The sequence below is a fragment of the Flavonifractor sp. An112 genome (assembly GCF_904377885.1).
Lineage (GTDB): Bacteria > Bacillota > Clostridia > Oscillospirales > Oscillospiraceae > Flavonifractor > Flavonifractor avicola.
Genome location: NZ_CAJFGT010000066.1, coordinates 1 through 13557, shown reverse-complemented (window position 1 = coordinate 13557; position 13557 = coordinate 1). Strand labels below are relative to the sequence as shown.

Sequence of the window (13557 nt, the reverse complement as noted above, 5' to 3'; positions counted from 1 at the left end):
GCCCAGCTCCAGGGCCTTGGACAGCACGAAGCGGGTCTGGGGCATGGGGCCCTCGGCGGCGTCCACCAGCAGGATGACGCCGTTGACCATCTTCAGGATACGCTCCACCTCGCCGCCGAAGTCGGCGTGGCCCGGGGTGTCCACGATGTTGATCTTCACGTCCTTGTAGTGGACAGCGGTGTTCTTGGCCAGAATGGTGATGCCGCGCTCACGCTCCAGGTCGTTGGAGTCCATGACGCGCTCCACCGTGGCCTGGTTCTCACGGTAGATGCCGCCCTGCTTGAGCATTTCGTCCACCAGGGTGGTCTTGCCATGGTCGACGTGGGCGATGATGGCTACGTTGCGTAATTTCTCGTTCTGCATATTCCTTCTCCTTCAGCGGTGGGGCGTCCATCCTCCGCCGCATAAGATCATAATTAGCTCGACTCTTAATTATACTGCATACCTTACGGGCCATGCAACAGCTTTCCGCAAAAAAACCAACAAAAACCCGCATCTTTCCCGCCCTCAGCGTTGACACCGCACTGAAATTGGGTTACAATAATGCGGCATAGGCGGATTTTTGTTCCGCTGACAAAGTTAGATGCGCCTGTAGCTCAGCAGGATAGAGCGACCGCCTCCTAAGCGGTAGGTCGGAGGTTCGAATCCCCTCAGGCGTGCCAAAAACCGCAGCAGACCCCATGCCGGGCCTGCTGCGGTTTTTCTTTGCCCTCTCAGCTCAGAACGTTCCGTTTTTATATTTTTCCTTATGGGCTTCGATGAGCCCCGGGTCATCAAAGTAGTTGATCTTCATGGCGGCCTTGACCTCGTTCAGGGTGACCTGGGCGATAGCCCGGGCCTCGGCGCTGCCCGCTTTGAGAATGTCATAAACTGCCCCAATATCCTTCTCGTATTCCTTCCTTCTGGCCCGAATGGGGGCCAGCTCCTCCTGGATGATGCTGTTTAAAAACTTCTTGATCTTCACGTCTCCCAGGCCGCCTCTCTGATAGTGATCCTTCAACTCGTCCAGGTTGGCGTACTCCGGCAGATATTCCCTGAAATGTTTGTCCTGGCAGAAGGCGTCCAGATAGGTGAACACCGCGTTGCCCTCAATGTGTCCGGGGTCTGAAACCTTCAGATGGAGGGGGTCGGTGTACATGGCCATGATCTTCTCCCGCACCTCCTCAGGCGAATCCGCCAAAAAGATGCAGTTGCCCAGGGATTTACTCATTTTTGCTTTGCCGTCCGTTCCCGGCAGCCGCATACAGGCGCTGTTTTCAGGCAGCAGCACCTCCGGTTCCACCAGGGTCTCCTGGTAAATGGAATTGAATTTACGCACGATCTCCCTGGTCTGCTCCAGCATGGGCAGCTGGTCCTCACCCACGGGAACGGTGGTGGCCTTGAAGGCGGTGATGTCCGCTGCCTGGCTTACCGGATAGCAGAGAAAGCCGGTGGGGATGCTGGCCTCGAAATTCCGCTGCTGGATCTCCGACTTGACCGTGGGGTTGCGGTAGAGCCGGGCCACGCTGACCAGATTCAAATAGTAGTAGGTCAGCTCGGTGAGCTCGGAGATCTGGGACTGGATAAACAGGGTGGAACGGCTGGGGTCCAGACCCACCGACAGATAGTCCAGCGCCACCTCAATGATGTTCTGCCGAACCTTTTCCGGGTTGTCAAAATTGTCGGTCAGGGCCTGGGCATCCGCGATCATGATGAGGACCTTCTCATATTCCCCTGAATTTTGCAGGGCTACCCGCCGTTTCAGGGAGCCCACATAGTGCCCCAGGTGCAGTCTGCCAGTGGGCCGGTCGCCAGTCAGAATAATTTTACTCATTTGAAATACGCCTCTTTCTATATTGTTTTGGAGTTCATGGGGTTCCGCCAGGGGCGTGTTCCAAACAAAAACGCCCTTGACAGACCTATGGTTCTGTCAAGGGCGAATAAAATATCTTATCCGTGGTGCCACCTTGATTCATAAGGATAACCCTTATGCGCTTTACAGGATACCAACATATCCCTGGTAACTGACGTATACCCACACGTCGCAGAATACTCTGTAAGTAATTTCACCTACATTTGACTGCGCCCTCAGCGGTCCATTTGACAACTTGTTTCTTGCCCGGTTCTCAGCAGCCCGGACTCTCTGTAAAGGCATCATTGCCGTTATCTCCGCCTCAACGGTTTCAGGATTCCGTATTCAATTGTATGCATAGAATCATATCCCTAAGCCGGGCTATTGTCAATAGCCTGAAAAGATAAAATAAAAAGCAGCGCAGCGTTTACGGGTTCTGGGACTCCTCTTTCTGACGGCCCATTGCCTCCCGGGTCATCTTCCCATCCTCATAGAGCTGGATCTTATAGTTGAGCCGGTCCAGAGACTGCTGGATCTCCTCCATCCGGGCCAGCAGCAGATCCCGCTGCTCCATCAGCAGGGCCTTGCGGGCTTCCAGGGTGGCGTCCCCCTGGCGGAACAGCTCCACATATTCCACCAGCGCCTCGATCTGGACCCCGGCGGAGCGCATACACTTCATCAGTTCAATCCACTGGCAGGATTCCTGATCGTAGTCCCGGATGCCGCTCTTGTTCCGGGGCACCGGGGGGATCAGGCCGATCCGCTCATAGTAGCGCAGGGTATCCGCGCTCAGGCCGTACTGCCGGCTGGCTTGGGCAATGGTCAAAGAGATCGCCTCCTGTTCTGTTGCCGGTATTGTAGCACCTGGAGTGGACTCCAAGTCAAGAGATTTTAAAACTTTATGGAAAAAGGGCAAGAAGCGCTTGACATGGAGTGCACTCCAGGTGGTAGCGTAAAGACAAACATCCAACAGGAGGAATCAAGATGGTTTATCGGGACTTTCAGGGAATTAAGCTGTCCGGGCTGGGTATGGGCTGTATGCGCCTGCCGGTGGTGGACGGAAAAGACGACCAGGTGAATCAGGCGGCGGTGGAGGAGATGGTGGCCTGCGCCATGGACAGCGGCGTCAACTACTACGACACCGCCTGGGGCTATCACGGAGGCAACTCGGAGCTGGCCATCGGCAAGGCCCTGGCCGCCTATCCCCGGGAGAACTTCTATCTGGCGGACAAATTCCCCGGCTACGACCTGTCCAATATGGACAAGGTGGCGGAGATCTTTGAGGCTCAGCTGAAAAAGTGCCAGGTGGAATACTTTGACTTTTATCTCTTCCACAACGTATGCGAGATGAATATCAACGCATATCTGGACCCCAAGTACGGCATTCTGGACTACCTGCTGGAGCAGAAGAAAAACGGGCGCATCAAGCACCTGGGCTTCTCCTGCCACGGAGCCATGCCGGTGCTCAAGCGCTTTCTGGAGGCCTATGGGCCGCACATGGAGTTCTGTCAGCTCCAGCTGAACTATGTGGACTGGCAATTCCAGGAGGGGAAGGAGAAGGTGGAGCTGCTGGGACAGTACCACATCCCTGTGTGGGTGATGGAGCCCCTGCGGGGCGGGCGGCTGGCCCGGCTCACCCCGGAGGAGGCGGCTCCGCTGAAGGAACTGCGGCCGGAGGAGGGGGTACCTGCCTGGGCCTTCCGCTTCCTCCAGACTATCCCCGGCGTGGTGGTGGTTCTCTCCGGTATGTCCGATCTGGCCCAGACCAGGGACAACCTGGCTACCTTTGCCACTGAGGCCCCCCTCAGCGACAAGGAATGGGAGACCGTGCTGGAGGTGGGCCGGCGCATGACAGCCCCGGAGGCCCTGGCCTGTACTGGCTGCCATTACTGCGTCAGCCACTGCCCTCAGGGGCTGGACATCCCCCATCTGCTGGCCCTGTACAACGAGCACCGCTTCACCGGCGGCGGCTTTATCGCCCCCATGGCCCTGTCTGCGCTGCCCAAGGAGAAGCAGCCCAGCGCCTGTGTGGGCTGCCATAGCTGCGAGGCGGTGTGTCCCCAGCAGCTGAAGATTGCCCATGCTATGGCGGATTTCAGCGCCAAGCTCTGAGCCGGGATTTTCCCAAGAGAGGCCCCTTTTTTTTCAGGCTGATTTCAGGTTGTCACGATATGATAAAGTAAAAATGAGGTGACGGCCGTGAAAATCCTGATTGTGGAAGACGAACAGCTGCTGGCGGAATCCATCGGCGCCCTGCTGGAAAACCAGGGGTTTGAGGTGGAGATGGCCTTTGACGGGGAGACCGGGATGCAGTACGCCGAGCTGGGAGTGTACGATCTGCTCATCCTGGACGTGATGATGCCCGGCCTGGACGGCTACGAGGTAGCCCGGCGGGTACGGGCCCGGCGGCTGGGCGTGCCCATCCTGATGCTCACCGCTAAAAGCGGCCTGGAGGACCGGATCGAGGGGCTCAACGCCGGGGCGGACTACTATCTGACCAAGCCCTTTGATGTGCGGGAACTGCTGGCCTGCATCCACGCCCTGCTCCGCCGACAGGGCCCCCAGGTGGACCAGATGGAGCTGGGCAATACCACCCTGGATCTGTCCTCCGCCCTGCTGCAATGCGGCAGCAAGCGGGTGCGCCTGTCCGCCAAGGAATTTGAAGTGATGCGCTTCTTGTTCCAGGCGGGGGGGCGCAACTGCTCCAAGGAGGCCATCCTGGCCAAGGCCTGGGGCTACGACTCCGACGCGGTGGAAAACCATGTGGAGGTATACATCGGCTTTTTGCGGAAAAAGCTGGCCAGCATCGGCTCCAACGTACGCATTGAGACCATCCGCAGGATGGGCTACCACCTGGAGGTGGACGGCGATGATTAAGCGGCTGCGGCTCAAGTTCGTGCTCATCAACATGAGCATTGTGTCCATCATGCTGGTGGTGATCCTGGGGCTGGTGTTCTACTTCACCAGCGCCAACCTGGAGCGGGAGAGTATGCGGATGCTGGAGAACATCGCCCTGCAGCCTGTGGGGCTGGGGGTGCCCGGCCAGCCCGGTGAGGACGTGCAGCTGCCCTTCTTCAAGCTGCAGCTGGGGCTGGGAGGGCAGGTGGTGGCCACCGGCGGCGGGTACTACGACCTGTCCGACCAGGCCCTGCTGGACCAGCTCATTGCCCAGACCAGCGCTTCCCCCAAGTCCCTGGGGGTGCTGGAGGAGTATAACCTGCGCTACTACCGCCTGAACACCCCCGCCAACCAGTGCGTGGTCTTTTCCGACATCTCCAGCGAGCGGGCCACCCTGGACGGGCTGTTCAAAACCTGTGTGATCATTGGGTGCGTCAGCTTTTTCGGTTTTCTGTGGGGGAGCATCCTGCTGTCCAAGTGGGCGGTGCGCCCGGTGGAGCGGGCCTGGCAGGGCCAGCGGCAGTTTGTGGCCGACGCATCTCATGAGCTCAAGACCCCCCTGACCGTGATCATGACCAACGCCCAGATGCTTCAGGACGGGGGGAACGTCGAGGGCGACCGGAGCCGGTTTTTGTCCAGCATCCTCACCATGTCCCGGCAGATGAAGGAACTCATCGAGCAGATGCTGGAGCTGGCCCGGGGGGACCACGGAGAGACAAAGGGGGTGTTCCAGCCGGTGGAGCTGAGTACCCTGGTGGAGGACACCCTGCTGCCCTTCGAGCCCATCTTCTTTGAGGCGGGCCTCACCCTGGACAGCCGGGTGGAGGAGCAGATCACCGTCTCGGGGGACTCGCCCCAGCTGGGCCGGGTGCTGGAGGCCCTGCTGGACAACGCCCGGAAGTATGCCAGACCGGGCGGCAGGGTGTGGGTGCGCCTGGAGCGGCGGGGCAGAGGCCGCTGTCTGCTGACGGTGGCCGACCAGGGAGAGCCCATCCCGCCGGATACCCTGGAGCACCTGTTTGAGCGGTTTTACCGGGCCGATCCGGCCCGCAGCCGGACGGGCAGCTTCGGGCTGGGGCTGTCCATTGCCCAGAGCATGGTGACACGTCACCGGGGAAAGATCTGGGCGGAAAGCCGGGGGGGAATCAATTCCTTTTTTGTGGAACTGCCCTGTATGTAAAAGGGAGCGGCCTGTGGGCCGCTCCCTTTTTTGTCTAATTCAGGGCCCTTTCAGCACCGTTTCAGCATGGCCCGCTATAATGGCTCCGATACCAGCGCCGGCTGCTGCCGTGCGCGGCAAGGAGGTCCAATATGATAACCGTGGAACATCTGACCAAATGTTATGGGGATTTCCTGGCGGTGGACGATCTGTCCTTTGAGATCGACGAGGGCCATGTATAAGCATCCAGTTCTACCGCTATGACGGCGCCTACTGCCTGGCCGTGGTGGACGGCCAGCCCACCGCTCTGGTGACCAGAAGCCAGGTGGTGGACCTACAGGAGGCAGTGTATGCCGTGGTGCTGGGAGAAAGCTGACCCTGTAAGAAAACTGAAAGAAATGTTCGGAAACTTGTAGGGTGCGGGAAAGAAAAAGCAAAAACATCAAACGCCTTGCTTTGGTACCATATCGGTATCAAAGCAAGGCGTTTTTTGCCTGTTGGGAGGAATCTGCAATGAAAACCATTCTGGTACTTTTCGGCGGCTGCTCCACGGAGTATGCCGTCTCGCTCCAATCGGCCTATGCCGTGGTGAGCCATATGGACCGGGAGGCCTATACGCCCCTGCTGGTGGGCATCACCCGGTCGGGACAGTGGCTGTACTACACCGGCCCTCTGGACCGGATGGAGGCCGACACCTGGCAGCAGGAAAACTGTACCCCCTGCACCCTCTCCCTGGACCGGGGCCGGGGAGCGCTTCTGCTGCTGGACGGTACCGGAACGCGGCTTCATTTTGACGGGGCCTTCCCGGTGCTCCACGGGAAAAACGGGGAGGACGGCACCCTCCAGGGCCTGCTGGAGCTGGCGGGTGTGCCGGTGATCGGCTGCGGCACCCTGTCGGGCGCCCTGTGCATGGACAAGGACCGGGCCCATAAGCTGGCCGCCCTGGCGGGGGTGAAGGTCCCCCGGGGAACGGTGGTGGACCGGAGCTGGCGGGAGGACGACCTCCAGAGGGCCGCCCGGGACCTGGGCTATCCCCTGTTCGTCAAGCCGGTGCGGGCCGGTTCCTCCTTCGGCATTACCCGGGTGACCGGGCCGGAGGCCCTGGCGGGGGCGGTAAAGGAGGCCCTGAAGCACGACCGGGAGGCCCTGTTGGAGGAGGCGGTGCCCGGCTTTGAAGTGGGGTGCGCCGTGCTGGGCAACGAGGAACTTACGGTGGGGCTGGTGGATGAGATCCAGCTGTCCCAGGGCTTCTTCGACTACGAGGAGAAGTACACCCTCAAGACCTCCGCCATCCACTGTCCCGCCCGCATCAGGTCGGAGCAGGCGGCGGCCATCCAGGCGGTGGCCAGGACCATCTATCGAGCCCTGGACTGCCGGGTGTTTGCCCGGGTGGACCTGTTTCTCACCCCGGAGGGGGAGATCTACTTCAACGAGGTCAACACCATCCCCGGCTTTACCGCCCACAGCCGCTACCCCAATATGATGAAGGGGATCGGCCTGGACTTTTCCGCCCTGGTGAGCCGCCTCATTGCCCTGGGGCTGGAGCCGTGAGGGGGGAGGGGACGGTCCGGGACCTGACCGCCACCGGACCGCTGATTTTGGTCAACGCCGCCCATCCTTTGAGAACTCTGGCCAATCCGGAGCTGGCGGAACTGGAGGGCGGGGTACTGCTGGAGCGCCGGGCGGCGGCGGCCCTGAGGGCCTGCCTCCGGGCTGCAGGGGGGACGGTGGGCATCCTCCCCGTGTCCGGCTGGCGCAGCCGGGCGGAGCAGCAGGCCATCTGGGACGACACCCTGGCCAAAGAGGGGTTGGTCTTCACCCAAAGCTATGTGGCCATGCCCGATTGCAGCGAGCACCAGACCGGTCTGGCCATCGACCTGGGCCGGCGGCAGGCGAACGTGGACTTCATCCGCCCCTACTTTCCCGACCAGGGAGTGTGCCGGGCCTTCCGGCTGGCAGCCCCCCGGTACGGCTTCGTGCTGCGCTATCCCGCCGGGCGGGAAACCGTCACAGGCATCGCCCATGAGCCCTGGCACTTCCGCTATGTAGGCCCCATCCACGGGGAGATTATGGCCCGGCTGGACCTGACCCTGGAGGAGTATCTGGAGGAAGTGCGGAAGTATCCCGCCGGTGGGGCTCCCTTCCGCTTTTCCACGGCGGAGTGGGAGTGCGCGCTTACCTATCTCCCCGGCGGGGTGGGAGAGCCCTTCCGGCTGGCGGGTCAGCAGGGGCTGCTGTGCTCCGGCGACAACTGCGGGGGCGTGGTGGCCGCCTCCTGGCGGAGCACAGGGAGGTGAGTCCATGGGAAAGGACAGGCTGGTTGCCCGGTCCAGAGGGGATGGACTGGGCTGGTTCTGGCGGCTGTACCGGCTGCGGCGAAAAACCAAGCGCCGGCTGGTGCGGAGCCTGTGTACCTACCTGATGTGCCGCAGCGCCCACCGCCACGGGGGATATGTGGGGCCGGGGGCGGAGTTTGACTCACCGCCGGTCCTCCCCCACGGCCTCCACGGGGTCTTTATCTCCCGCTACGCGGTGGTGGGGGCAAGGTGCAAAATCTATCAGAATGTGACCATCGGCGAGGTGGACGGAAAGGCCCCGACGATCGGTCCGGACTGCCTCATCGGCGCCGGGGCGGTGCTGGTGGGAGACATCCGGGTGGGGCGGGGTGTCCGCGTCGGTGCGGGGGCGGTGGTCTGTCGGGATATCCCCGACGGCAGCACCGTGGTGGCCCCGCCGTCCCGGATCTTGGAAAGGAAGCAGAGGGTATGAAGTACGAGGGAGCAATGACCGCCCGGGCCTGGCGGGAGGTGGACCTGGAGGGCGTGGCCCACAACGCCGCATGGCTCCAGGGGCGGATAGGCCCCGGCTGCAGGCTGATGGCGGTGGTCAAGGCGGACGCCTACGGCCACGGGGCCGGGCCGGTGGCCCGATGCCTGGAGGAGCAGGGGGTGAAGGCCTTCGCGGTGGCCTGCCTGTCGGAGGGGATCAGCCTGCGGCGGCAGGGAGTGAGGGGCCTCGTCCTCATCCTGGGCTACACCCCGCCGGAGGAGGCGACGGAACTGGCCCGGTGGGGGCTGACCCAGTGTGTGGCCGACGAGGCCCACGGCAGAGCCCTGTCGGCGGCGGGGGTGCCTCTGGAGGTCCACCTGGCTCTGGACACCGGGATGCACCGGCTGGGCATCCCGGCGGAGGACCATGAGGCCATCGCCCGCACCCGGGCTCTGACCAACCTCAAGTTTACCGGCACCTTTTCCCACCTGTGCGTGTCGGACAGCGCCAGCCCTGAGGACCAGGCTTTCACCCAGACCCAGCTGGACCGGTTTTACGGGGCGGTGGCCCGGATGGCCGCCGCCGGTCTGGACCCGGGGGCCGTCCACATCCAGGCCAGCTACGGTATCCTGAATTTGCCGCACCAGCCCTGTGCCTGGGCCCGGGCGGGCATCGCCCTGTACGGCGTGTACAGCAGGGAGGAGGACCGGCCAAATTCCGACGCCCTGCGTCCCGCCCTGTCCCTGCGGACCAGGGTGGCCGCCCTGCGTACCGTGCCCGCCGGGGAGGGGGCCGGGTACGGCCTGGCCTTCCGGGCCAGGGGGGATACCAAGCTGGCGGTGGTCACCGTGGGCTACGCCGATGGCCTGCCCCGGATGCTGGCTCAGGCGGGCGGGGAAGTGCTGATCCGAGGGGTACGCTGCCCTATGGTGGGGCGGATGTGCATGGACCAGCTGCTGGTGGACGTGACCGGCGTACCCCAGACCGCCCCCGGCGACGTGGTTACCCTCATCGGCCGGGACGGCGGGGCGGAGATCCGGGCGGAGGAGGTGGCCGCCCGGTGCGGCACCATTACCAACGAGCTGCTCTCCCGGCTGGGAAGCCGCCTGCCCATCCGATATTGTCCATAAAAAATACCCTCTGCCTAAGGCAGAGGGTATTTTTGCGGTTACAGGAAGAACTCCGGCTGACGGGGGACGCCTGCCTTTTCCGTCAGCATGGCGGTGGTGGCCTGGAGGGCAGGGGCGGGGATGGTCCGGGCCCCACGGGGGCAGAGGGAGACGCAGCGCATACAGGTGATGCACCGCTCCGGGTCGGTCTCCTTGGGGCTTCCCGCCGGAATGGCGCCCACCGGGCAGCGGGAGGCGCACAGGCCGCAGGAGATGCAGCTCTCCCCGGCGGCGGGGTGGAAGGGGACCCCCTTCCAGTCCTTGTAGGGGGTGTTTCCCGGCACAGTTACCGGGGCAAGGGGATCGGGTCCGGCCAGCTTGTCCAGCACCGCCCGGCCGAAGTTGGCGGCGGCTTCCAGATCGGCCTGGTCCGGGCGGCCCTGGGCAATGGTGGGGGCGATGGAGTGCTGGGCCACAAAGGCCGCCGCTCCGATCACCTGAAAGCCGCCCGCCTTCAGGGCGTCGGACAGCTCCAGCAGGGCGTCCTCATAGTCCCGGTTGCCGTACACCGCCACGGCGACCGCGGGGCCGCTGCCGCTGAGGGCGGCCAGCCGCTCCAGGGCCACGGCGGGGATACGCCCGCCGAACACCGGCACGGCGGCCAGCAGCACGGTGTTGCCCGCCACCGGCGTGGACGGCGCGGGGACGGACAGATCCACCACATGGCCCTGGCCTCCGGTAATGGCCTTGGCGATGGCGGTGGTGCCGCCGGTGGGGCTGAACACGGCAGAAATCCAATGAAGGTCATTCATGATGGGACTCCTCCTCTTTTTTTGCAATAAACTCCTGGGAGAATTTAGCCAGCATATCCTTGGGGGGCACCGAGTCCTCCCGGCTGAGCAGGAACTTCTTGATAATGAAGATCAGGGCTACTGCCGCCACCCCCAGCAGGGTATCCATGGAACTGGAGTGGCTTACCACCAGCTGACGGGCGATGGCAAAGAGCAGCACATCGGTGACCGCCCGGGGGGTGTGGAGGATGAGCATCTTCACAAACTCCAGACCCACGATGATGTTCATGGTATTGGCAAAAAACTCGTTGAGGCTGAATTGACCCAGGGTCAGATAGTCCAGGGAGTCCTTTCCCGTCAGCACCATCTGTACCACGGTGACCACCAGAATAAACAGGGCAATGATCAGTTCCAGAACCCAGGCGGTTTTCAGAAGGAATTTTACGACGGTTCCTTTCATGGAGGACGCTCCTTTCCGGTGTGCCTTCTGTACAAATTATAACGGATGGGCCATGCGCCGTCAACGCCGGGAGGTATAGGATGGAATAATTCGGGAATTCTATCAAAATGAGATTGACTTGCCGGTCAAACTGTGCTATGATGGCCGCAGTTGAAAAGGGAGTAGTTTAAAGTCACACTGCCAACAATCACGGCTGTCACCAGCCTGGCTGTGTGCACCCCATGGGTAACAAGACTTTTCGACAACTGCCGTGCTATGCCCGGCGGTTGGCGGAGGGTCTTTTTTTGTTTGCTCTTCGCCGAAAGTAAACTGTAAGGGAATGAAAGGTATGACAGAGGCTTATTACCGGAAAACAACCCAGCAGGCGCTGGAGGCCCAGCAAGCCGGGATGTCCGGCCTCAGCGATCAGGAGGCCGGACGCCGGCGGGAACAGTACGGCCCCAACAAGCTGTCCGAAGGGAAAAAGAAGAGCGCCATCCAGGTCTTTGCCGAGCAATTCAAGGACCTGCTGGTCATCATCCTCATCATCGCGGCTATCATCTCCGCGGTGTCGGAGAATGTGGAGAGCACCATCGTCATCTTTGCCGTGCTCATCCTCAACGCCATTCTGGGCACCGTCCAGTATCTGAAGGCGGAAAAATCGCTGGAGAGCCTGAAGGCCATGTCCTCCCCCACCGCCAAGGTACTGCGGGGAGGCGTGCGGGTGGAGATCCCCTCCGCCGACGTGGTGCCCGGCGACATCGTGCTGCTGGAGGCCGGCGACATGGTGGTGGCCGACGGCCGTGTGCTGGAAAACTTCTCCCTCAAGGTCAATGAGTCCTCCCTCACCGGCGAGAGCGAGGGCGTGGATAAGACCGCCGACGTGATCGACGCCGGCCAGGTGGCCCTGGGCGACCAGAAGAATATGGTGTTCTCCGGCTCCCTGGTGACCTATGGTCGTGCCACCGTGCTGGTCACCGGCACCGGCATGAACACCGAGCTGGGCAAGATCGCCGCCCTGATGAACCAGACCCAGCAGCGCAAGACCCCCCTGCAGCAGAGCCTGGACAACTTCTCCGCCAAGCTGGCCATCGTCATTATGGCCATCTGCGTCGTGGTGTTCGCGCTGTCCATCTTCCGTACCGGCATGGGGGTGCTGGACTCCCTCATGTTCGCCGTGGCCCTGGCGGTGGCCGCCATCCCCGAGGCCCTCAGCTCCATCGTTACCATCGTGCTGGCTATGGGTACCCAGAAGATGGCCAGGCAGAACGCCATCATCAAGGACTTGAAGGCGGTGGAGAGCCTGGGCTCCGTGTCCGTGATCTGCTCGGATAAGACGGGCACTCTGACCCAGAATAAGATGACTCCCCAGAAGGTGTATGCCGACGGTTCCCTGCTGGAGGGCGACGACCTGGAGCTGGTCAACGACGTGCAGCGGCTGCTCCTCAAGGCAGCCCTGCTGGCCAGCGACGCTACCAACAACGCCGAGACCGGCACCTCCATCGGCGACCCCACCGAGGTAGCCCTGGTGATGCTGGGCGAGAAGTTCGGCATCGACGAGGAGGTTTACCGGTCCCAGCATCCCCGTCTGGGCGAGCTGGCCTTTGATTCCGACCGTAAGCTGATGAGCACCCTCCACGACATCGACGGGACCCCCACCATCTTCACCAAGGGCGCCATCGACGTGCTGCTGGACCGGTCCAAGTGGCTGCTCACCTGGCAGGGCAAGATGGAAATGACCCCCGAGCGCAAGGAGGAGATCGCCCGGGTCAACATGGAGCTGTCCATGGAGGGCCTGCGGGTGCTGGCCTTTGCCTACCGGGAGGTGGACGCGGTCCGGCCCCTCACGCTGGAGGACGAGAAGGACTTTACCTTCATCGGCCTCATCTCCATGATTGATCCGCCCCGGCCTGAGGCCATCCAGGCGGTGGCCGACGCCAAGCGGGGCGGCATCCGCACCATCATGATCACCGGCGACCACAAGGTCACCGCCTCCGCCATTGCCCGCCAGCTGGGCATCTTCCAGGACGGGGATGAGGCGGTGTCCGGCCTGGAGCTGGACCAGATGAGCGACGCCGACCTGGATGAGCGGCTGGCCAAGATTTCGGTCTACGCCCGGGTGTCCCCCGAGCACAAGATCCGCATCGTCAACGCCTGGCAGCGCCGGGGCAACATCGTGTCCATGACCGGCGACGGCGTCAACGACGCCCCCGCCCTGAAGAAGGCGGACATCGGCGTGGCCATGGGCATCACCGGAACCGAGGTGTCCAAGGACGCCGCCTCCATGATCCTGGCCGACGACAACTTCGCCACCATCGTCCGGGCGGTGGTCAACGGCCGCAGCGTGTACGCCAATATTAAAAATGCCATCCAGTTCCTGCTCAGCGGCAACACCGCCGGCATCTTCTGTGTGCTGTACGCCTCCCTGATGGGGCTGCCGGTGCCCTTCCAGCCGGTGCATCTGCTGTTTATCAACCTGCTCACCGACTCCCTGCCCGCCATCGCCATCGGCATGGAGCCCGCCCGGAAGGGCCTGCTGGACCAGAAGCCCAGAGATCCCA

General features: G+C 62.4%; 13 protein-coding genes and 1 tRNA gene. 9 read left to right on the top strand and 5 right to left on the bottom strand.

Translation table 11 applies throughout. The annotated features are described in order from the left end of the window. The coding region (locus IHN22_RS10095) for a GTP-binding protein (protein ID WP_191435114.1) at positions 1 to 363 on the bottom strand (363 nt) is incomplete at its 3' end. Between the two features lie 222 nt (positions 364 to 585). Between IHN22_RS10095 and IHN22_RS10090 the strand changes: the two genes are divergently transcribed. After that, positions 586 to 662 (top strand) — tRNA-Arg (locus IHN22_RS10090). 56 nt (positions 663 to 718) lie between these two features. Here IHN22_RS10090 and trpS read toward each other — a convergent pair. Beyond that, the gene (gene trpS, locus IHN22_RS10085; RefSeq protein ID WP_191435112.1) at positions 719 to 1813 is read right to left on the bottom strand and encodes a tryptophan--tRNA ligase; all 1095 of its coding nucleotides are present in this window, start codon (positions 1811 to 1813) and stop codon (positions 719 to 721) included. Between the two features lie 445 nt (positions 1814 to 2258). Beyond that, positions 2259 to 2657 (bottom strand): MerR family transcriptional regulator, encoded by a 399-nt coding sequence (locus IHN22_RS10080; RefSeq protein WP_191435110.1) that lies wholly within the window; start codon positions 2655 to 2657, stop codon positions 2259 to 2261. A gap of 158 nt (positions 2658 to 2815) precedes the next feature. Here IHN22_RS10080 and IHN22_RS10075 point away from each other — a divergent pair, with 158 nt between their 5' ends. The 7 genes from IHN22_RS10075 to vanT all read left to right on the top strand — a co-directional run bounded on the left by IHN22_RS10075 (position 2816) and on the right by vanT (position 9787). Beyond that, on the top strand, positions 2816 to 3943 hold the full coding sequence (locus tag IHN22_RS10075; RefSeq protein ID WP_191435109.1) for an aldo/keto reductase: 1128 nt from the start codon (positions 2816 to 2818) through the stop codon (positions 3941 to 3943). Positions 3944 to 4030: 87 nt separating this feature from the next. Further along, complete coding sequence (locus tag IHN22_RS10070) at positions 4031 to 4708, top strand: response regulator transcription factor (protein WP_191435107.1); 678 nt, start codon at positions 4031 to 4033, stop codon at positions 4706 to 4708. Continuing rightward, entirely contained in the window at positions 4701 to 5909 is a 1209-nt protein-coding gene (locus IHN22_RS10065; RefSeq protein ID WP_191435105.1) for a sensor histidine kinase, read from the top strand. The genes IHN22_RS10070 and IHN22_RS10065 overlap by 8 nt, the downstream gene beginning before the upstream one ends. A gap of 492 nt (positions 5910 to 6401) precedes the next feature. Beyond that, positions 6402 to 7439 carry a D-alanine--D-serine ligase VanG gene (gene vanG, locus IHN22_RS10055; RefSeq protein WP_191435103.1) on the top strand — a complete coding sequence of 346 codons (1038 nt, stop codon included), beginning with the start codon at positions 6402 to 6404 and terminating at the stop codon, positions 7437 to 7439. Further along, positions 7436 to 8185 carry a D-alanyl-D-alanine carboxypeptidase family protein gene (locus IHN22_RS10050; protein WP_300986324.1) on the top strand — a complete coding sequence of 250 codons (750 nt, stop codon included), beginning with the start codon at positions 7436 to 7438 and terminating at the stop codon, positions 8183 to 8185. Before vanG ends, IHN22_RS10050 begins: the two co-directional genes overlap by 4 nt. A gap of 4 nt (positions 8186 to 8189) precedes the next feature. Continuing rightward, positions 8190 to 8657, top strand: coding sequence for a serine acetyltransferase (locus IHN22_RS10045; protein WP_191435102.1), 468 nt, complete (start codon positions 8190 to 8192; stop codon positions 8655 to 8657). Then, positions 8654 to 9787 (top strand): serine racemase VanT catalytic subunit, encoded by a 1134-nt coding sequence (gene vanT, locus IHN22_RS10040; RefSeq protein ID WP_207733078.1) that lies wholly within the window; start codon positions 8654 to 8656, stop codon positions 9785 to 9787. Before IHN22_RS10045 ends, vanT begins: the two co-directional genes overlap by 4 nt. 38 nt (positions 9788 to 9825) lie before the next feature. Here vanT and IHN22_RS10035 read toward each other — a convergent pair whose 3' ends face one another. Further along, positions 9826 to 10578 (bottom strand): 4Fe-4S binding protein, encoded by a 753-nt coding sequence (locus tag IHN22_RS10035; RefSeq protein WP_191435100.1) that lies wholly within the window; start codon positions 10576 to 10578, stop codon positions 9826 to 9828. After that, positions 10571 to 11017, bottom strand: a complete 447-nt coding sequence (locus IHN22_RS10030) for a hypothetical protein (protein WP_191435099.1) — start codon at positions 11015 to 11017, stop codon at positions 10571 to 10573. Before IHN22_RS10030 ends, IHN22_RS10035 begins: the two co-directional genes overlap by 8 nt. Before the next feature lie 328 nt (positions 11018 to 11345). On the opposite strand from IHN22_RS10030, the gene IHN22_RS10025 reads away from it, so the two are divergent. Then, a partial coding sequence (locus tag IHN22_RS10025) for an HAD-IC family P-type ATPase (protein WP_191435097.1) occupies positions 11346 to 13557 on the top strand: 2212 nt, incomplete at its 3' end.